This is a genomic window from Sporosarcina pasteurii, assembly GCF_041295575.1.
Classification (GTDB): domain Bacteria; phylum Bacillota; class Bacilli; order Bacillales_A; family Planococcaceae; genus Sporosarcina; species Sporosarcina pasteurii.
Genome location: NZ_CP160452.1, coordinates 1,894,810 through 1,914,407 on the forward strand (window position 1 = coordinate 1,894,810; position 19,598 = coordinate 1,914,407).

Below are 19,598 nucleotides of genomic sequence, written 5' to 3' on the forward strand. Positions count from 1 at the left end.
CTCACAGTTAAAGGATATGATAATTTGAAACCGTTATATCATCCATACTTTGTAAAGTTTATTGTTTATTTTAATAAGAATCAAGATTTTTTTGAATGTCATGAAGTACTCGAAGAATATTGGAATACATTCCCGGGGAGAACGAAAGAACATCCACTGACAGGATATATTTTGCTTTCAACTGGATTGTATCATTGGCGTAGAGGTAATCGCATTGGAGCACTACGAACCTTAAAAAAAGCGAAAGATAAATTTAATATAATATCTGAACGCTATATTGATTATACTGAAGGTATTGATTTTCCATCCCTCTATAGTCATGTGAAGAAGAGTATTGATGAGATTGAGCGTGAGCAACCTTTTGCTAGCTTTTCCATTTCAGTTACTTCACCTAAACTTCATGCGCTTGTTGAGGCGGAAGAGCCGCTCATGAAACTTTTACCTTTAGAGAGTGATGCCATCATCCATAAACATATCTTACGAGATCGGACCGAAATTATTCGTCTTCGGAACGAAAAAAAGAAGGGCAGACGTTAGTTATCTGCCCCTCCACTTTCCTCTTGCGTACATTTTTTTAAAAATGACTCTGTAACTTCAGTGCTTTGACATTTCTTATCTGGGTAACGATCTTGTATTGCTTGAACCATTTCCTTACCAAATCCTTCTCCTCGAAACGACGGGTTTACAGATAAATGCTGTAAAGTAAAAGTATCTATGCCCATTTCAATCCCTAGTAGGCCTATAAAATCTTCTCCGTCTTTCCAAAGATACAATTCCCACAAATCATCCGTCTCATATTGTTGAATTGTCTCTTGCAATGCTTTCACACTTTGATCCTCTGGCATGTACGAAAGCAGACCCATTGCAATCTTCTCATAAGTCTTTTTGTAACGTATAAGCATCTGTATGGATCCCTTCTTTTCTAATAAAGTGAAACTTCAATCAGCGACGATTTTTCGCTGATTGTTAGTTGAACCAATCGGGCCTTTACGGGCAGTTGACCTTCCAAAAATTACTAAATTCCTCAAAAGGTTTTAGACAGGAATTTTACCGCCCTTTGGCTAAAGAATTTATCAAATTATATTTTCTAAATCACGATCCTGAGCCAGGACCAAATGATGGTGCGATAAAGTACCAATACACTGCACCCCATATAAGACCCATGACAAGAATGCCAAGGAATAAAAATATGTTTCGCTTCCTCAAATTGTGTCCCCTCGCTTTACTGCCTGTAATGGAATGTCAAGTCTCGTAATATCTTCGTAGGTTTCTCTGCGAATAACGAGTTGATGCATTCCATCTTCGACAAAAACAACAGCTGGTCGAGGCAAACGATTGTAATTGCTCGCCATTGAGTAACTATACGCTCCTGTACAAAATGTTGCAATAATATCATCTTCTTGAGGCCGCGCAATTAATGCTTGTTCAATGAGTTTATCTCCGGACTCACAACACTTTCCAGCAATCGTTACTTCAGTTGTTTGAGGTTCATCCATTCGATTTGCGGTCACTGCTGTATATTCCGCCCCGTATAATGCCGGTCGAATATTATCTGACATCCCACCATCCACCGCGACATATGTACGTATTTCAGGAACTTCTTTCATACTTCCCAATCTGTATAGCGTAGTGCCAGCATCTCCTACTAGAGATCGGCCTGGCTCAATCCAGATTTCTGGCATTGGATATTGATGTTGACGGGTCATCGATAATACAACGGAAGCCATTTCTTCTACATACTTAGCAGGTGCGAGTGGTGCATCTTCTTCTGTGTAGCGAATGCCGAAACCGCCACCCAAATTTAATACACGGCAAATGAAGTTATATTCATCGCGCCACATAATCATTTTGTTCATAAGCGCTTCTGCCGCGAAACGAAATGCAGTTGTTTCAAAAATTTGAGAGCCGATATGGCAATGCATCCCTAACACTCGAATGTATTCAACATTATGCAGTCGATAAAATGCCTCATCTGCTTGTCCATTTTTCAAATCAAATCCAAACTTTGAATCTTCTTGCCCTGTCGTTATATAGTTATGCGTATGCGCCTCAACGCCAGGTGTCACTCGAATGAGTACATCCATTTCTTGTTTACGCATTGCCGAAATTCTTTTAATCAACTCGATTTCTGAAAAGTTATCGACAACGATACAGCCTACTTTTTCAGCAAAAGCATATTCTAATTCCGCTTCACTTTTATTGTTTCCGTGAAAATGAATTCGTTCACGTGGAAAACCAGCTTGCACAGCTGTATAAAGTTCTCCGCCCGATACAACATCAAGAGAAAGCCCCTCTTGTTGTGCAACTTCATAAATTGCAATGGATGAAAATGCTTTACTTGCATACGCCACTTGTGCCTGAATCCCTTCTGCTCGAAAGGTTTCTTTAAAAGCTCGGGCACGTTCACGAAACAGTGCAATATCATATGCAATAAGCGGAGTGCCATATGTGTTCACTAAATCAACACTGTCCACTCCGCCTATTGTCAAATGTCCTTTTTCATTGACCTCTTGTGTTCCATAGAGAAGCATCGCGGCTCTCCCCCTCTTTTTTATTCTGAACTTATTCGAATTTTATCACAAACTGAGGAGAACTTGCAAAGTTCTATTTGAGTCGATCTCGATTTGGCGAGTGCGTGATAAATGGTCGCGGCACATCTGCAGTCATCGGGAATCGAATTAACACCCGCAACATGGCATTTGGGAAAAATGGTACAACAGGCCACATATACGGCACGTTCATTGGTTTCAATGAACATAAATAATAGAATAGAACAGCCAGCGATAGGAAAAATCCTGGTGCCCCAAGTAACGCAGTTGAAAGAAGGATTATGATCCTAAATACTTTTGTCGTAATACTCAGTTCAAAAGATGGTATCGCAAAAGTTAAAATGGCACTCACTGCAACATACAACACAACTTCAGGCGTAAACAAACCAACATCTATTGCCACTTGTCCAATCACAATGGCTGCCACAAGTCCCATCGCAGTGGATAACGGTGATGGCGTATGTATTGCCGCCATTCTCAGTATTTCTATCCCCACATCCGCCGTAAGCAGCTGAACCAACAAGGGCACTTCACCAATATCCTTTGGCCCTATATAACTTAGAAAATCGGGCAAATAATGTTGCTCAGTTGCAACTAAATACCAAAATGGTAAAAGTATTAAACTTAAAGCAGCCCCTATAAAACGCGTTAACCTTACAAACGTACCGATTAGCGGCGCCTGCCTATATTCTTCCGCATGTTGTAAATGTTGCAAAAGTGTTGCCGGCACAAGCATTACGGATGGAGAGGTATCAACGATAATAGCAATATGTCCTTCCAATAAATGTGCAGCACAGATGTCCGGCCTTTCCGTGAAACGGCAAAACGGCATTGGATGAAATCTTTGTTTAAACAAAAATTCTTCGAGCGATTTATCCGTCATCGTTAATCCATCATGTTCAACTTCTTTTAAGCGCTGTCGAATATAATCTAAATGCTCCTCGCTAGCTGCTCCTTGGATAAACGCAATGGCGACATCTGTCTTCCCATTTACCGTCGTCTGGTGCATTTGAAATCGTAAATCCTCAGTTCGCAACCTTCTTCTAACGAGTGCTGTATTTTGTACGATTGACTCAGTAAAACCATCTCTCGCACCACGAATCACTTTCTCCGTATCTGGTTCTTCAGGTTGCCTGCCAGGATAAGCGCGCAAGTCGATGATAAATGCATAGCCATTTTGTGTAATAAATGCGGGTTGACCCGTTAAAATGTTCGTTAGCAGCTCATCTCTATCTTTAACTTCTGTCACAGCTTGATAAGGAAAGTAAGATAGAAACTTCTCACTTTCCTCTATATCTTCATCATCCTCCAACTGATTCCATTGCAATCTTGTTAATAGTGTCAACAATCCTTTGTCATCCACTAGGCCGTTCATATAGAGAAGTAAAGCAGGCATATCCCATAAGTGGACGTTCCTTGCTACCGCATCATATGTTTCACCTTTACCAAAACATTGATTAAACCAGTCTTCTCCTTCTTTCATAGAAGCAAATAGTTTTTCCATCGTTTTAATCCGTCCTCACTTTTTCCGAACTCTCCTCCGTATTTGCCCCCATCCACATCTTTAACTGAGCTAGTATTTTTTTCTCTAGCCGTGAAACTTGTACTTGTGATATGCCAATCCGTTCAGCAATATCACTTTGTGTATAATCTAAGTAATAGCGCATATAAATGATTGTTTGGTCTCGTTTATTAAGCCTAGTAATGACATCTCTTAACGGGATATGACTAAAGACTTTTTCCGAGCGATCATCGCGAAGTTGATCCATTAATGTTAAACTATCTCCTTCATTTTCATAAAGTTGCTCATGAAGTGATGCAGGATCTCGCAAAGCGTCCGACGCTAGAATGACATCCTCTAATTTAACATCTAGCATATCTGCAATTTCAGATAATGTTGGTGCCTGTCCACTTTCTTTCACATAATTGTCTGTTGCATGGCGTATTTTAAAACTCAGCTCTCGAATCGAACGACTCACTTTCACCATGCCATCATCACGTAGAAATCGTTGAATCTCTCCAACAATCATCGGTACGGCATAAGTGGAAAACTTCACATCATACGATAAATCAAATTTATCAATTGACTTCATCAATCCGATACAACCAATTTGAAATAAATCTTCCGGATCTGCACCGCGGGAAGCGAACCGCTGAACGATAGACCATACAAGACGCGTATTTCCTTCAATCATCATTTTCCGCGCCTCTTTATCGCCTTCTTGTGAAAGTTTAATTAGTTCCCTCATCTTCTCCTGCGACAATAAAGCATGTTTCTTTTCAACGGATGCGTCCATACGTCACCTCATTCTGCTCGTTTCCGTTACCGGAGAAAATCGTTTTTCAAATTTCACGACTGTACCCGAGCCAACATTCGATTCAACTGATAAACTATCCGAAAAGCTTTCCATAATTGTAAAACCCATTCCTGAACGTTCCATATGAGGACGAGTCGTGTACATAGGCTCCATCGCTTGTTCAATATTTGCAATTCCCGCGCCTTCATCACGAACTGTCATTGTCACTTTATCATCCTCAATCGTTGCATGGATGGTAACGATGCTTTTTCCATCGCAGTCATATCCATGAAGAATTGCATTCGTCACCGCTTCTGAGACAATCGTTTTAAATTCAGAGATTTCTTCGATTGTCGGATCGAGCGGGGTGATAAAACAAGTCATTGCCATCCTCGCAAGTGCCTCGTTTTCTTCAATTGCAACAAAAGATAACATCATCTCATTGTTCATGTAAAACCCCTCCTATTTCCCCGATCGCCTGATCGACCGTGCAATGTCTAATATTCTTTTCAAGACCTGAAAAACTAAAAATCTTTTCCATTGTGACAGAGGGATTTAAAATAAGCGTTTCTCCACCAAAAGGTGCTAAATCGCGCATTCTCCCTAGGATTAACCCAATTCCCGCACTATCCATAAAGCCAAGTTTTTCTAAATCCCATATCACAGCTTTTACTTGGCCTGCGAAAATAGCGGAAGATATATTCGACCTAATCCCATTTGCCTCATGATTATCTAGTTCCCCATACAATGTCACTACTAATATTCCGTTCTCTGTAATTTCAATATTTGCCACAGTGAACCCCTCCTTCACGCCCTTCTTTCCACATCGGATTAAGAGAATCCTTCTCGGTGACAAAACTAGTCATTGAACGAAAAAACTTCTTATGTTTCGACAAAGTTTGGTCCTCCTGTAAGTATGTGCATCCGTAACCTAAATTACACATACGAGATAGAAAAATTCATAATGTTTCTTTGTAAGTTGATTTGACGATGGAACCCGATCGATGTTGATTTCCGTTCCGGGCGGACGCTTTCCGTGGGGCTGGCGGTGAGCCTCCTCAGTCGCTTTGCTCCCTGCGGGGTCTCACCTGTCCAGCTAATCCCACAGGAGTCGCCGCCCTCCACTCCAATCAACGAAGACACCTTTACACATGAATGATTGACAGGATATCAAACCTAATTTTCATTTTTCACTATTTAAAAAACCAATTATGAAATTAATTCATTACATTAAATAAAATTAACTCTGATTATAAGGTTGATTGTCTAGCTCATAACAGATCGAACATGCTCGAAAACAGATCCAGCCTACTTCGCAACAGTTCACACTAACTTAGAAACAGTTGAGTACATTAACCCCATCCCAATTAAGTGTCCGTGAAAATAGTCATTTATTCCAAATAATATTTTTTAACAAACAAAAAAACTCTTCGACTAAGATTTTTCATCTTAGCGAAGAGTTTGTGATTCATTATTTTGTTATGATTTCTCCTATTAATGGAGGTGGCGTAACCAATTCATCTTCAATATGAATATGTTGTAGAAGCAATTCTGTCGATTGGGTAACTTCCTCGGAGTTTGCATGTAAGATTGCCAGCGTCTCTCCCTTTTCCACGTAGTCACCGACTTTTTTATTTAATACTATGCCCACGGCTAGGTCAATCTTATCTTCTTTTGTAGCCCTACCAGCACCGAGTAACATCGCGGCTATACCGATATCATCTGCTTCCATTTTCGTTACATAACCAGATTGACTGGCAACGACTGGGATTTGATATTGTGCGCTTGGTAGGAGTGAAGGATCTTCAATTACGGTTCTATCTCCGCCTTGTGCTTCAATCAAGTCACCGAATAACTGAAGCGCCTTACCATTTTGAATGACTTCTTTTAACATCTTTCTAGCTTCTTCAAGTGACTCGGCCTTCCCCCCAAGCACAACCATCTGACTGCCTAGTGTGAGGCATAACTCCGTTAAATCTTCAGGGCCTTTTCCTTGTAATGTCTCAATCGCTTCCTGAACTTCTAACGCATTGCCGATTGCATTGCCAAGCGGCTGACTCATATCAGAAATAATTGCCATCGTATTACGGCCCACTTCATTCCCGATGGCGACCATTGCTTGTGCAAGTGCTTTTGAATCTTCAAGTGTTTTCATAAATGCTCCATCACCTGATTTTACATCAAGCACAATTGCATCAGCACCTGCTGCAATTTTTTTACTCATAATCGAACTGGCAATGAGCGGAATGCTATCGACTGTCGCTGTCACATCACGTAATGCATAAATTTTCTGATCTGCTGGCGTTAAATTTCCACTTTGTCCAATTACCGCAAGTTTTAAGTCATTCACTTGTTGTACAAATTGCTCTTTTGTTAATTCAATATGAAAGCCTTTCATTGCCTCAAGTTTATCGAGCGTGCCTCCAGTATGACCGAGTCCTCTGCCACTCATTTTCGCAACTGGAACACCACAAGCTGCAACGAGAGGAACAAGAATTAATGTGGTCGTATCTCCTACGCCGCCTGTTGAATGTTTATCAACCTTAACGCCTTCGATCGCCGATAAATCGATTTGTTCTCCAGATTCAACCATTGCCATCGTCAAATGTGCTTGTTCTTCCGCATTCATGCCTTTGAAATAAACTGCCATTAGAATAGCACTTGCTTGATAATCAGGAATTGTGCCATCTGTATAGCCATTTACAAAAAGTTCAATTTCAGCTTTCGTTAACACTTCTCCGTTTCGCTTTTTCTCTATGACATCAACCATACGCACCATAATTATTTCACCCGTTCTTTTAATAATGGTAAAAAGCTTTTGCCAAATTGCGGCAGTTTCACATTAAAATTATCTGCAATCGTTGCACCGATATCTGAAAAAGTTTCATTCACTGGCATTTCTCCACCTGATTCAAAAGACGGCGAATAGGCTAATAACGGCACAAACTCACGTGTATGATCTGTTCCGGCATGCGTTGGATCATTACCGTGATCGGCAGTAATAATGAGTAGATCATCTTCTCTTAGCACACTCATGATTTCGTTAAGTCTGTTATCAAATTCTTCAAGTGCTTTACCATACCCAATTGGATCTCTTCGATGACCAAATAACGCGTCGAAGTCAACAAGATTTACAAAACTTAACCCGTGGAAATCTTGCTTCATCACATCAATTAATTTATCTACTCCATCCATATTGCTCTTCGTTCGAACAGATTCTGTAATTCCCTCTTCATTGAATATATCGGAAATTTTCCCAATCGCAATCACATCGTATTCCGCATCTTGTAATTCGTTCATGACTGTACGTTCGAATGGTTTTAATGCATAATCATGACGGTTTGATGTTCTTGTAAAGTTTCCAGGTGTCCCTACAAACGGTCTCGCAATAATTCGTCCGACTAGATATTCAGGTGCCAACGTAATTTCCCGGGCAATTTCGCAAATTCTGTATTGTTCGTCAATTGGAATGATATCTTCATGAGCCGCGATTTGTAGCACTGGATCCGCGGAAGTATACACGATGAGTGCGCCTGTCTTCATATGCTCCTCGCCTAATTCATCGATAATCGCTGTACCACTTGCCGGTTTATTCCCAATCACTTTTCTGCCAGTTCGCTGTTCTAATTCAGCAATTAACTCTTCAGGAAAGCCATTCGGATAAACTTTAAACGGCTTGTCAATGTTGAGACCCATAATTTCCCAATGGCCGGTCATTGTATCTTTTCCAACGGAAGCTTCTTGCATTTTTCCATACATCGCTAGCGGTTTATCTGCGACCGGTACGCCTTCGATTGGTCGGATATTCGAAAGTCCGAGCTTCGCCATATTCGGCATATGTAAACCATTCATTTCTCTTGCAATGTGACCGAGCGTATCAGCACCTTCATCTCCAAATAAATGCGCATCTGGCGCCTCTCCAATTCCTACGGAGTCCAATACGACTAAGTGGACTCTTTTAAATGTTTCGTTTTTCATATAATTTCCTCCTTTAAATTAGGCACGTGGGTGATGTTTTGTATAAACTTCTTTTAGTCGCGAACGACTAACGTGTGTGTAGATTTGCGTAGTCGAAATATCAGAATGACCTAGCATTTCTTGTACAGCTCTCAAATCTGCACCGTTTTCTATTAAATGCGTGGCAAATGAATGACGTAATATATGCGGTGTTAAATCTTTGGTTAGATTTGCTTCTAATGCATACCCTTTTATAATTTTCCAACACCCTTGCCTCGATAATCTACCCCCGCGCATATTTACAAATAGCGCATCGACAGGTGATGATGATTTCGAAACCATTTTACGTCTTGCTTCATTTATATAAACTGTGCAAGCTTCAATCGCTTTATTACCCAGGGGGACAATTCTTTCCTTTCCACCCTTACCAAAGACGCGAACAAACCCCATCGACAAATGTACATCATTCACATCGAGCGCAATTAATTCGCTGACTCGCATGCCTGTTCCATATAATATTTCTAATAAGGCGTAATCTCTTTTGCCTTGTGCTTTACTTCGGTCTGGCGCTTCTATTAATCTATCTACTTCACTCAAAGATAAAACGTCTGGCAACTTTTGTTCAATTTTAGGGAGTTCTAAATGAACTGTTGGATCTTCTGTTGCAACTCTTTCCCGAAGTAAAAATTGATGAAATGAACGGATTGAAGAAATATACCTCGATACGGTCCGCGTCGATTTTCCCGTTTCTTTCATCTTTTGTAAGTATAAAATAATCTCTCTACGCGTAATTGCATCGACGCTTGTTACCTGATTTTCTACTAGAAAATCAATATAATCTGTTAAGTCTCGGTTATAAGAAGTAATTGTGTTTGCCGCTAATTGGCGCTCTACTTGTAAAAAGTGCAGATAATCTTCCAATGCTAAGCGAGCTTCCTTCACGAAACATCCCCCTATCAATAAGTCATCATGATTTGGTCAAAAAAATTTTAAATACGACAAAGGGGACAGCGCGTCGCTATCCCCCCTTTTCATTAGTCAGTTTTCGCTTTCATCCAATTTACATGTTTTACAAATCCCATGAAAGGTTAGCCAATGGTCTTTAATCGTAAATTCCCAACGGTTTTCTACGATTTTTTCAACATCTCCTAGCAAATCCTCTTGAATTTCTTCCACCTTACCACATTCAATACAAATAAGATGATGATGAAAGTGATCAGCGCCTTCTTTTCGAAGGTCAAATCGTGACACCCCATCACCGAAATTAATTTTATCGACAATTTTCAAGTCTGTTAATAACTCTAACGTGCGATATACGGTTGCTAGGCCAATTTCTGGCGATTTTTCTTTTACAAGTAAGAAGACATCTTCGGCACTTAAATGGTCCGCCTCGTGCTCAAGGAGGACCAAAACCGTCGCTTCACGTTGCGGCGTCAATTTATAGCTGGCCGCGTGCAGCTGCTTCTTTATTCGATCGATTCGGCTTTTCATCAGACGCCCCCCTCAAACTGAATTCATTATACCAAATATGCTTTATAGAAAACAACTGAAAGGGAAGATGGAGAAGCTAGTGGATTAGGAATCACTTAATAAATAAAAAGAAAATCGTATATTCTAGTACAATTAAAAGTACCGCACAAATGGCTACTGTGATTAAACCACGGTTATTACGTTCTCTTCTACCTGTCGTTTTCAAGAAAAAGGGCGGTGTTAACACTGCACAAAATAAAAGCAATGCAAAACAAATTAATAATTGAAAAGGAAACCACCACATAGCATACTCAAGGATTTTCAACCCTTTTGCTAGTAAATAGGCTGAAGAAACGCCGAATAGCACGCATTTAATAGCGCCCGTAAAAATCACTAAAAAACGACTATATTTGAAGCGTGAAAATGCAAAGGCAAGAACAAAAAAGAGTAGCGTTGCCGTAACCGGTAAAAGTAGCTTCGCATCACTTCCACTCACAACCCGAGCATCAAACAAGATTAATATCTTTTCAACTGATGCTTCAGGCAACTCTCTAAATAACAATGTTCCCCCCAAATAACTAACAGCTAAAATGATAAATAAATACGTAAAAGATAAGGAACGGGTCATCGGTTGCACCTCCGTCTATTTAGTACAACCTATGCTCGTCCCCCGAAAAATATTTACATATTCAATTGATGTTTTACATAAAGAATTGCGAAAGCAGTTTTGGCGTCATAAATCTCACCTGTAGCCACCATCTTTTCAGCTTCCTCGATGCTTACTTCCAATCGCTCAATGAATTCGTCTTCATCACCTTCAGCAGGATCTTCGATTTTATAAAGATCCTTTGCGACGTAAAGATGAATGATTTCATCAGCAAAACCTGGAGAAGTTGCGAAGGATTGTAAATATGTAATGTCATGCGTCCCGTATCCTGTTTCTTCTTCGAGTTCACGAATTGCAGTTAACTTTGGATCTTCATTCGGTTCAATGCGACCGGCTGGAATCTCAACGATTGCTCTTTCTATTGCTTTCCTGTACTGCTTCACGACGATGATTTTTCCCTCGTCTGTAATTGGGATTAACGCGACTGCACCTGGATGTTTTACCAATTCTCGTTTTGCGTGATTGCCGTCTGGTAATTCCACGTCATCGACTTGCAGAGAGATGATTTTCCCTTCATAAATAGAATTTGTTGCAATGGTTTTTTCCTCATAACTTTTCATTGTTTGCGTTCCTTTCTACTTTTTATTAGTGGAATTTATTGTCTAGTCATTGTACCATGAAAGGAAAAAAGGTGGGGTAAGGATGAAAAGAAGAGAGCTAGGAACAAGTGGCCTATTCGTTTCTGAACTCGGATTCGGTGCCATGTCATTGCCTAATCACTTATCAGAAGCAAATGAAATTTTCGATGTAGCACGCCATGCTGGAATCAATTTTTTCGATACTGCTGATTTATATGGTGGTGGAAGAAATGAAGAGTTCATCGCTTCTTTATTAAAAGGAAGAAGAAATGAGATCGTGCTCGCGACGAAAGTAGGAAACCAACTGAATGCAGATGGAAAGAGTTGGTCTTGGAACCCAACTAAAAGACATATTACAGAAGCTGTCAAACAAAGCCTTCGAAGACTGGGAACCGATTATATCGATTTGTACCAATTACATGGCGGTACGATGGAAGATCATGTAGATGAGACAATCGATGCTTTTGAAAGTTTGAAAAAGGAAGGACTCATTTTACAATATGGCATTTCATCCATACGGCCTACTGTGATCAAACGGTTTCTCGAAAGAAGTTCCGCCGTTTCTGTCATGATGCAGTACAATGTACTTGATAGAAGGCCCGAAGAATGGATTCCTATGATCGAAAACTTCGGTGCTTCCATTATTACGAGAGGAACGATTGCAAAGGGCTTTCTAACAGCAAATGGAACGGCTAACGCAAAAGCTATAAAAGGATTTGCATCCTATCATAAAAATGAATTAATTGAAACAATTAAAAACTTGCACGAAAATATTGATGATTTACACGCTGCGGCAATTGCTTTCGCACTAAACGAACGATCTGTTGCTTCCGCATTGGTTGGTGCAAAATCTAAAGAGCAACTCCTGGACTCCATTGCTGCTTATGAAAAAGGAAGTTCATTTGAATCACTAAAGAAATTACGGGATATGACAACACAACATAAATATGAAAAACACCGACTCGAGTCTTTATGAGTCGGTGTTTTGACCAGCGATATTCTTGATTATCGTGCATCTGGGAAGACATTTCGAACGGCTTCTCCAAATTCTTCAAAGAATCCTTCGATTGGTTCGCCTTCATTAATACGCGTTTGATAATCGTTCATTCGTTCAACAAATTCAGGGTTTAGAGAGACATATACATTTTCAATATCCTGATTCACTTCACGAACTTTTTCCGCAACTTTATCTTCTAGTTCCTTGGATAGTTCATCTTCAGCTGTCGCGTTGTTGGTATCCGTGGTCGTATCGTTATCGTTATTGTTATTATCTGTACCCGTACCGTCATTGTTATTCAAAACAACAGCAACATAAGCATTGTTGTCTGTGACAAGTACCGTCGCACGATCTACCTCTTCTAGTTCTGCCACTTTATCAGCAGCATCTTCGGCCACATCCAGGCGTGCCTCACCATTGTTGACATTATCTTGAGTATTTTCGTTATTCCCCCCATCTTCTACTGTATTATTTTCAGTCGTGTTGTTATCATTATTTTTATTCGTACCACAACCTACGAGCGCTAATGCGACAAGTGCAGCCATCATCAACATCATTAATTTCTTCATCGAATTCCTCCCTAATTTAATTTCAGTACTAGCATGACCTAAATTGGGAGTTTTTATGTATTCATAATTAATCTTTTCCATATTTCATTCATCATTTAAATCGTTACAAAATCACCGAATAATGATATTAAAATTAAACTCATGATACTGACGGAAAATGCGGCAACGAGTCCAATCATAAATGGCTTGAGTCCAAGGCCTTTAAACATTTTTAGATTAGTCGATAAACCAACACCTGCCATTGCAGCCCCAAGTAAATAAGTCGAACCGAATGCACTGAATGTCGTGTAAAAACTTTCCCATGTCGCGACATTTAAAACGCCAAACGCTTCGCCGCCACGGCTACTTGTCATATCTCCAACGGTTCGAATCAACGCTAGAAGTAAGAATCCAATGACAAATAATGGAATTAGCTTATACCATTTCGGTACTTCTTTTATTTCTTCTCCATTATCTTGTTCTCCATTTTTCAAAAATAGATAAGAAATCAATGGAATGACTGCAATGATAAATAAATTTCTTGTTAATTTGGTGACAGTAGCAACATCAATCACCTTTTCTATTCCATACATCTGATTATAAATAAGTGCCGCACCCGTTACTTGTGCTGTATCGTGAATCGCAGTTCCTAAAAATAAGCCTGCTTTTATAGGATGATCAGCAAAAAAGAAATGAGCCAAATACGGGTAAAATAACATACTGACTAACCCGAACATTGTAATGTTTGCTACTGCGTACGAGATTTCATTATCTTTCGCTTTGACGACAGGTGCCGTTGCCATAATCGCAGTCACTCCACAAATTCCCGTTCCGGAAGCAATTAAGGTTCCAAGCCGTTTAGACTGGTTCATTTTTTTCGTGAAATATAAAGTAACCGTTAAACCGCAAGCAATACAAAGGATAATTAACGGTAATCCCCAAGCACCAAGCTTTAAAGCTTCAACAAGACTTAGGCGTAACCCAAGTAAAATGATACCAGCTCGCAATAAGTATTTAAGGGAAAACTTAATCCCATCCATAAACACCTCGGATAGCCCGATTGTGTTTCGTATTAAAATACCGAGTAAAATGGCAACGAATATACCTGATATTGGACTAGAACTACCTGCAGGCAACACATTCATAGCGTTCAATAACAAACCTATTAAGTCCGCAAAATAAATGCCAATTAATATTACTGCAAGGCAAAGCGCTACGCCTGGTACATACATAAGAAATTTATTCTTTCCACTACTTTCTTTTATCAAATCGTTCCTCAATTCCTTTGGTGTAAATTACTTTTAAAATAAGTCTTGAAACGAACAAAAGTAGAAGAGGATACCAAACCCCTCTCCTACTCTGATCTTTATCTAAACGATGCACACATTAATTGACTTCTACGCCCCAATTAAATGGATCCTCAACCGTCCCTGTTTGAATGCCCGTTAATGTATCATATAATTGTTTTGAAAGTTCGCCTGTTTTCCCTTCATTCACAACAAACTTTTCATCCTGCCAATTAAACTCGCCAATTGGGGAAATAACTGCTGCCGTCCCCGTTCCAAACGCTTCTTCTAACGCCCCATTAGCATGCGCTTCTTTCAGTTCTTCCATTGAAATTTTGCGCTCAATCACTGGGATATTCCAATGCTTTAGTAATTGGATAATGGATTTTCTTGTGATCCCTTCCAAAATACTACCATTTAGTTCAGGTGTAATGACTTCCCCATTAATTTTGAAGAAAACGTTCATACTCCCTACTTCTTCTATGTACTTTTTCTCCACACCATCTAACCAAAGAACTTGTGAATAACCTTTTTGATCCGCTACTTCTTGCGCTTTTAAACTTGCGGCGTAGTTACCCGCTGTTTTTGCGGTTCCAGTACCTCCATCAACGGCTCGAACGTATTCGTTTTCGACTAAAATTTTCACCGGATGAATCCCTTCTTTGTAATAAGAACCAACTGGCGACAAAATAATCATAAAACGATATTTAGTTGAAGGCGCAACCCCTAAATAAGGCTCCGTCGCAATCATAAAAGGTCTAATGTAAAGAGAGGTCCCCTCTGCTTTAGGAATCCAGTCTTTATCTACAATGAGTAATTGCTTCAACGCTTCGAGCGCAAACTCTTCGTCAATTTGCGGCATGCATAGACGTTCACACGATTGATTCATACGGCGCATATTTTGCTCTGGACGGAATAAACGGATTTTCCCTTCTTTAGATAAATAGGCTTTCAACCCTTCAAATACCGTTTGTCCATAATGAAAAACAATTGCTGCTGGATCAAGTGTGAGTGGTTCATAAGGAACTACCCGATGGTCTGTCCATCCTTTTTCCTCGCAGTAATCCGCAATAAACATATGATCCGTGAATACTCTACCGAATTGCAATTCCTCTGCTAACGGCTTTTCTCCTTTTGACTCACTCAGTTTGACTTCGATTGTTTGTACTGTCATGATACCCGTGTCTCCTCACCATTTTAATTTCACAAAACCAACAAAAGTAAATGATTTAATAATTAGTATACTACGAAAAAGTCAGAAATAATAGCATCATTTAAAGTTTAAATATAGAACATGGAAGAATTCAGCAAGGCACCAAGCTAGCGATAAAATAGCAAGTATTGAAAAAGCGCATAGAAATAGAATTACAAAGAATTAGGCGGCAATCGTCCAAAATTGACGGAAGCCGCCTTTTTAACGTCGAAAAAAGGTATTGTTTACTATTTCGTAGCAGATAAAAAAGCAATACAGGCAATTTTAAAGTGCTTTAAGCGCATTGTTTTATTTTACAAATTAAATTTGTGTTATGGTGAATTTAGTTTCAATTTTTTGGTCTGATTCTTGCCAGAATATTGTTTCTACTCTAGGCGTGCTATTGATTTCATTAACACCTATCTGGATAAAGCGATCTGGATTTAATGTATCATTCGGGTCCCAAAAACCATCATCTTCATCTTTTATATAACCGCCAATTTGTAACCACTCATTATCTCTCATAATAACTTCCTGAACTGGAAAATTCCCAAGAAAAGTATTTGTAGCGATGGTTACATAGGGTTGTTGATCCCACAAAGGTACGTGTGCCTTTTCTGTAACAAATCCATTTGGGTGTGTAAAATTCACTTTTGCCCATAGCTTACCAAAAAGCTCCAAACTAGGCCCTGGATCATCACCTGATGTCGGGCAAAAAATATGATCTAATCTAACTTCAACCATCTTTCTAGCCATGAATTTATTAGCTCCTTTTTAAGTTTTTTGTCATTATAGAATTACAAAATTAGTATCTGTAAAGGGAATTTTGTTATTCATTAGAACCAAAACCGAATGGACAATTGTCTGCAAGAATTCTGTTCATTTTGAAGAAATCATCTATCATAGCGATGCGATGACGGCATTTCACACTACGGTAGAGATAACAAAAGCGCTAAAAATCAGTAATGCCACATTGAGAAAATACACGCAGCTACTGGAATGGGCTAGCGGGATCCACCTGTCCCGCTAGCCCCACAGGAGTTTCCATCCTTCATTCCAATCAACAAAATTACTTTCAAATATGAATGATTAATTTAAAGTTCACCTTAATATTTGTCTATTCATTCAAATAAAAAATTAAAAAAACTCACTTAGTTTTCTTTTTAGCCGCCTCATTTTGTCCGGTTACTTTTAAATCGTCTACACTTTTATCATAACCATAGCCATATTCTTCACGGTCTTTTTCATTCCCACGTTTTTTCTTACTCACATTCATTCACCTCCGTATCATAAGCTTGAACCATATTTGAGCTTTTATGATAAAAGCATATCAGTTTACCTAGTACGCAATATTCCGTACACTTTAAGTATGAATTAAAAATGGGAGATGATGATGTGGGTTTAAACGAGTGGTTTAACAAAGGTTTGACGCCTGAACAGTATATGGAAACGCTAGATAAACATAAAGAAGCGTTCCACCATATTTATGAAAATTTCAATATTGAAAATGATGAGTCCTTTCTTAATCAGTTAAAGGATAAAAATGTGCGGGCTGTCGTATTAGCTGAACCTTGGTGCGGTCATTGTATGTTAAACATTCCAGTATTACTTCGACTTTCGGAAAAAACAAACATGCCCGTTAAATTTTTGTTACGTGATGAAAACTTAGAACTCATGGATCAATATTTAACAAACGGCAAATCAAGGACGATCCCAATTATGATTTTCATCAATGATAATGGCGAAGAAATTGCGAAATGGGGACCAATTTCTGATAAAACAAAACAATTTGTTGATGAACTTAAAAAAGATTTACCACCGAAAGAGACCGAAGAATATGATGCGAAATTTAAAGAATTAATTGCAATCACAGGAAAAGAATTTAAAGAAAACGCCAACTTATGGCATGGCGCTTATGCAAGTATAAAAGAAACACTATCCAAAATTTAATCATGCATATAAAAACTCATGCAAATCAATCATTGCATGAGTTTTTTGTTTTGTGTCATCGCAAGATCAACACGGTAAAGGTCTAGGTCAATCTCAACTTGTTGTCCAAGCGCAAGTTTCGCAAGTTGACCTCCCAAATAAGGGCCAACTGTTAATCCTGAGGAACCTAGGCCATTTGCTAAAAATAGACCTGTCATGTTAGGAACTTCACCGATAATTGGCATGAAATTAGGTGTCACCGGGCGAAAGCCTACACGCGCTTCTTTGTAAGTTGCACTATTTAAACCCGGTGCAACTTGCAACGCTTTGTTTAAGATTTCATGTAATCCACCCGCAGTCACGTTTAAATCGCCTTCTTTATCGTCTTCATACGTCGCACCTACGACCACTTCTCCATCATCAAACGTGAGAATATATTGGTTCGTTGGCGGCATGACTACAGGCATATGAGCACGCTCAACACCTTCAAGTTGTAAATGAGCAATTTGCGCTTTCTGGCCCCTTACTTGTAAGTCAATCCCAATTGGTGATAATAAATCCGAAGCCCACGCGCCCGCGGTAACAATTACACGGTCAGCATGAATCACTTGCTCCCCGACTTTCACGCCTACAATATCGGTGTCTTGATGGATCAAGCTTGCTGAACCTTCTATAAAAGTTGCGCCATGCTTTTTCGCGCCGTTGATTAATGCGTCACGCACTGCACGTCCATTCACTCTCGCAGCACCACTCACATACACAGATGCATATGCTTCATCTAGCGGAGGAAATAATTGGTTTGTATCGTCTTCATTTAATCGATAAACTTCCCCAATTTCGGGTGCATCCATTCTTCTAGTCGTAGCCCGTTCCTCCATCGCTTCAAGCTTTGCGTTTTCAGTATGTAAACTGATGGCCCCAACTTTTCGGTAACCCGTATCTTTTTCTCCATCGGCTTCTAACGCTTCAATTAACGTTTCATAATAAGCCGCACCATTTTTAGCGAGCGCATACCATGCTTTATTTCTTCGTTGGGATAGCCACGGGCAAATAATTCCAGCAGCTGCATCTGTTGCTTGTCCTTGATCTTTTCTATCAATGACAGTCACTGAAGCACCTAATTTTGCCAAATGGTACGCTGTGGAAGCCCCAAGAATCCCAGCACCGATTACGATAAACTTATTCATACATACAACTCCTACTACCGATTACTTCTCTTCTACCCACGTTTTACATGCTGTTTCGTCATACATTCCATAGGCTGCGTGGAATGTTGGCCCAACGCCTTGTTTAAAGCCAAATGAATGACGAATAGCTGCTGTAATAAACTTTTTTGCATGTTCTACTGCTTCAGGAACTGTGCTTCCTTTTGCAAGTTCCGCCGTAATCGCCGCTGAATACGTACAGCCGGCCCCATTCGTATGAATTGTATCGATACGCGGCGCTTCAAACATATAAAATTGTTGTCCATCGTATAAAACATCGACAGCCGGTCCATCTAGTCTTCCCCCTTTTACGAGGACATACGCTGGACCGAGCCCATGTAATTCTTTCGCAGCCAATTTCAGGTCTTCAATCGTCAGAAGTTCGGACGCCCCTAGTAATTGTGCAGCTTCGGGCATATTTGGCGTAATAATTGTTGCCAAAGGTAGTAATTCCTTTTTCATACTTTCAATGGCGTCTTCTTTTAATAAAACCGACCCTATTTTTCCAATCATAACTGGGTCTACGACAACATGCTTCACGCTGGATTCTTTAATCCATCCCGCCGTCTTTGTAATAATTTCTTCAGTAAATAACATCCCTGTTTTGATCGCATCCGCTCCGATATCCCGTAATACGGTATAGACCTGCGCTTCAATTGCATCAATGGACTGCGGGAAAATTCCTTCTCCCGTTCTAGGGTTTCGAGCGACGATGGCCGTGACCGCAGTCGTCCCAAAAACTCCTAACTCTTGAAATGTTTTTAAATCCGCTTGAATGCCAGCTCCGCCTCTCGCAGCAGATCCAGCAATTGATAATGCACGACGTATCATTCAAATATCCCCCAATTTTCTTCATCTGCCTTGAAAAAACATCCCGATTTGGAATGGTTTTGACAACACTATTTTATATTATAAACGAACAT

22 protein-coding genes are annotated in these 19,598 nt (G+C 39.7%); 3 read left to right on the forward strand and 19 right to left on the reverse strand.

The features are described from left to right. Positions 1-24 precede the first annotated feature (24 nt). The gene (locus AB1H92_RS08850) at positions 25-537 is read left to right on the forward strand and encodes a DUF309 domain-containing protein (RefSeq protein ID WP_115360635.1); all 513 of its coding nucleotides are present in this window, start codon (positions 25-27) and stop codon (positions 535-537) included. On the opposite strand, the gene AB1H92_RS08855 is transcribed toward AB1H92_RS08850, so the two are convergent. From AB1H92_RS08855 to AB1H92_RS08910, 12 genes are all read right to left on the reverse strand, one after another. Then, positions 534-902: a GNAT family N-acetyltransferase gene (locus tag AB1H92_RS08855; RefSeq protein ID WP_115360634.1), complete on the reverse strand. Its 369-nt coding sequence runs from the start codon at positions 900-902 to the stop codon at positions 534-536. The genes AB1H92_RS08850 and AB1H92_RS08855 overlap by 4 nt on opposite strands. Before the next feature lie 300 nt (positions 903-1,202). Beyond that, on the reverse strand, positions 1,203-2,531 hold the full coding sequence (gene lysA / locus AB1H92_RS08860; RefSeq protein WP_115360633.1) for a diaminopimelate decarboxylase: 1,329 nt from the start codon (positions 2,529-2,531) through the stop codon (positions 1,203-1,205). A 73-nt stretch (positions 2,532-2,604) separates the two neighbouring features. Then, positions 2,605-4,053: a spore germination protein gene (locus tag AB1H92_RS08865; protein ID WP_115360632.1), complete on the reverse strand. Its 1,449-nt coding sequence runs from the start codon at positions 4,051-4,053 to the stop codon at positions 2,605-2,607. Between the two features lie 4 nt (positions 4,054-4,057). Next, positions 4,058-4,846: a SigF/SigG family RNA polymerase sporulation sigma factor gene (locus AB1H92_RS08870; RefSeq protein ID WP_115360631.1), complete on the reverse strand. Its 789-nt coding sequence runs from the start codon at positions 4,844-4,846 to the stop codon at positions 4,058-4,060. 3 nt (positions 4,847-4,849) lie between these two features. Continuing rightward, positions 4,850-5,296, reverse strand: coding sequence for an anti-sigma F factor (spoIIAB, locus tag AB1H92_RS08875; protein WP_115360630.1), 447 nt, complete (start codon positions 5,294-5,296; stop codon positions 4,850-4,852). Further along, entirely contained in the window at positions 5,286-5,639 is a 354-nt protein-coding gene (locus AB1H92_RS08880; RefSeq protein WP_115360629.1) for an anti-sigma factor antagonist, read from the reverse strand. Before AB1H92_RS08880 ends, spoIIAB begins: the two co-directional genes overlap by 11 nt. A 678-nt stretch (positions 5,640-6,317) precedes the next feature. Further along, complete coding sequence (locus tag AB1H92_RS08885) at positions 6,318-7,622, reverse strand: pyrimidine-nucleoside phosphorylase (RefSeq protein WP_115364063.1); 1,305 nt, start codon at positions 7,620-7,622, stop codon at positions 6,318-6,320. Positions 7,623-7,627: 5 nt separating this feature from the next. Beyond that, positions 7,628-8,824 carry a phosphopentomutase gene (gene deoB / locus AB1H92_RS08890; RefSeq protein ID WP_115360628.1) on the reverse strand — a complete coding sequence of 399 codons (1,197 nt, stop codon included), beginning with the start codon at positions 8,822-8,824 and terminating at the stop codon, positions 7,628-7,630. An 18-nt stretch (positions 8,825-8,842) separates the two neighbouring features. Next, positions 8,843-9,745, reverse strand: a complete 903-nt coding sequence (gene xerD / locus AB1H92_RS08895) for a site-specific tyrosine recombinase XerD (RefSeq protein ID WP_115360627.1) — start codon at positions 9,743-9,745, stop codon at positions 8,843-8,845. A gap of 96 nt (positions 9,746-9,841) precedes the next feature. Next, positions 9,842-10,294 carry a Fur family transcriptional regulator gene (locus tag AB1H92_RS08900; protein WP_115360626.1) on the reverse strand — a complete coding sequence of 151 codons (453 nt, stop codon included), beginning with the start codon at positions 10,292-10,294 and terminating at the stop codon, positions 9,842-9,844. A gap of 91 nt (positions 10,295-10,385) precedes the next feature. Beyond that, complete coding sequence (locus tag AB1H92_RS08905) at positions 10,386-10,901, reverse strand: hypothetical protein (protein WP_115360625.1); 516 nt, start codon at positions 10,899-10,901, stop codon at positions 10,386-10,388. A gap of 53 nt (positions 10,902-10,954) precedes the next feature. Next, a complete protein-coding gene (locus tag AB1H92_RS08910) occupies positions 10,955-11,500 on the reverse strand; it encodes an NUDIX hydrolase (RefSeq protein ID WP_115360624.1) in 546 nt (181 codons plus the stop codon). 82 nt (positions 11,501-11,582) lie between these two features. Between AB1H92_RS08910 and AB1H92_RS08915 the strand changes: the two genes are divergently transcribed. Next, positions 11,583-12,494 carry an aldo/keto reductase gene (locus tag AB1H92_RS08915; protein ID WP_115360623.1) on the forward strand — a complete coding sequence of 304 codons (912 nt, stop codon included), beginning with the start codon at positions 11,583-11,585 and terminating at the stop codon, positions 12,492-12,494. A gap of 29 nt (positions 12,495-12,523) precedes the next feature. Here AB1H92_RS08915 and AB1H92_RS08920 read toward each other — a convergent pair whose 3' ends face one another. The 5 genes from AB1H92_RS08920 to AB1H92_RS08940 form a co-directional block, all read right to left on the reverse strand. Further along, a complete protein-coding gene (locus tag AB1H92_RS08920) occupies positions 12,524-13,084 on the reverse strand; it encodes a YhcN/YlaJ family sporulation lipoprotein (protein WP_115360622.1) in 561 nt (186 codons plus the stop codon). A gap of 95 nt (positions 13,085-13,179) precedes the next feature. Beyond that, positions 13,180-14,331, reverse strand: a complete 1,152-nt coding sequence (locus AB1H92_RS08925; RefSeq protein WP_243835761.1) for a YeiH family protein — start codon at positions 14,329-14,331, stop codon at positions 13,180-13,182. 118 nt (positions 14,332-14,449) lie between these two features. Then, on the reverse strand, positions 14,450-15,523 hold the full coding sequence (locus AB1H92_RS08930; RefSeq protein WP_115360621.1) for a branched-chain amino acid aminotransferase: 1,074 nt from the start codon (positions 15,521-15,523) through the stop codon (positions 14,450-14,452). A gap of 339 nt (positions 15,524-15,862) precedes the next feature. After that, the gene (locus AB1H92_RS08935; RefSeq protein WP_115360620.1) at positions 15,863-16,297 is read right to left on the reverse strand and encodes a hypothetical protein; all 435 of its coding nucleotides are present in this window, start codon (positions 16,295-16,297) and stop codon (positions 15,863-15,865) included. 391 nt (positions 16,298-16,688) lie between these two features. Next, on the reverse strand, positions 16,689-16,811 hold the full coding sequence (locus tag AB1H92_RS08940) for a hypothetical protein (RefSeq protein WP_256594302.1): 123 nt from the start codon (positions 16,809-16,811) through the stop codon (positions 16,689-16,691). A gap of 125 nt (positions 16,812-16,936) precedes the next feature. Between AB1H92_RS08940 and AB1H92_RS08945 the strand changes: the two genes are divergently transcribed. Continuing rightward, positions 16,937-17,491, forward strand: coding sequence for a thioredoxin family protein (locus AB1H92_RS08945; protein WP_115360619.1), 555 nt, complete (start codon positions 16,937-16,939; stop codon positions 17,489-17,491). Between the two features lie 29 nt (positions 17,492-17,520). Here AB1H92_RS08945 and AB1H92_RS08950 read toward each other — a convergent pair whose 3' ends face one another. Together AB1H92_RS08950 and thiD are read right to left on the reverse strand one after the other, a co-directional pair. After that, positions 17,521-18,657 (reverse strand): FAD-binding oxidoreductase, encoded by a 1,137-nt coding sequence (locus AB1H92_RS08950; protein WP_115360618.1) that lies wholly within the window; start codon positions 18,655-18,657, stop codon positions 17,521-17,523. Between the two features lie 21 nt (positions 18,658-18,678). Next, the gene (gene thiD / locus AB1H92_RS08955) at positions 18,679-19,506 is read right to left on the reverse strand and encodes a bifunctional hydroxymethylpyrimidine kinase/phosphomethylpyrimidine kinase (protein WP_115360617.1); all 828 of its coding nucleotides are present in this window, start codon (positions 19,504-19,506) and stop codon (positions 18,679-18,681) included. Positions 19,507-19,598: the final 92 nt, after the last annotated feature.